Raw genomic sequence first — 275 nt, 5'->3', positions numbered from 1 at the left:
CTGCAGGACATGGGTAAAGGCTTTGGCGCGGGCGAAACGCTGCGTCAACTCGACGGAATGCTTGCCGTTGTCTTCGTTGTAAATGGCGATGGTGGCGTTGGTGACCTCCAGCGTGGCGGCAAACGGAAACAGTACAACCTGAAGCAGCACCGGCAGCACCAGAATGGCGCGGGTCTGCGGCTCGCGCAGCAAGGATTGCAGCTCTTTGCGGATCAATGTCCATAAACGGTGAAACATCGCGTCGTCCTCCTGTCGGGTGGCGCTTGCGCCTACCC

The 275-nt window shown here is 59.6% G+C and carries 1 pseudogene; it reads right to left on the bottom strand.

Going from position 1 to position 275, the window contains the following annotated elements:
* Window positions 1–237, bottom strand: a pseudogene (locus RTW80_RS29195) (ABC transporter permease); the annotation flags it as partial.
* Window positions 238–275: the final 38 nt, after the last annotated feature.

The sequence above is a fragment of the Escherichia sp. AM3 genome (genome assembly GCF_032029835.1).
Lineage (GTDB): Bacteria > Pseudomonadota > Gammaproteobacteria > Enterobacterales > Enterobacteriaceae > Escherichia > Escherichia coli.
This window is presented reverse-complemented; position numbering and strand designations above follow the sequence as displayed.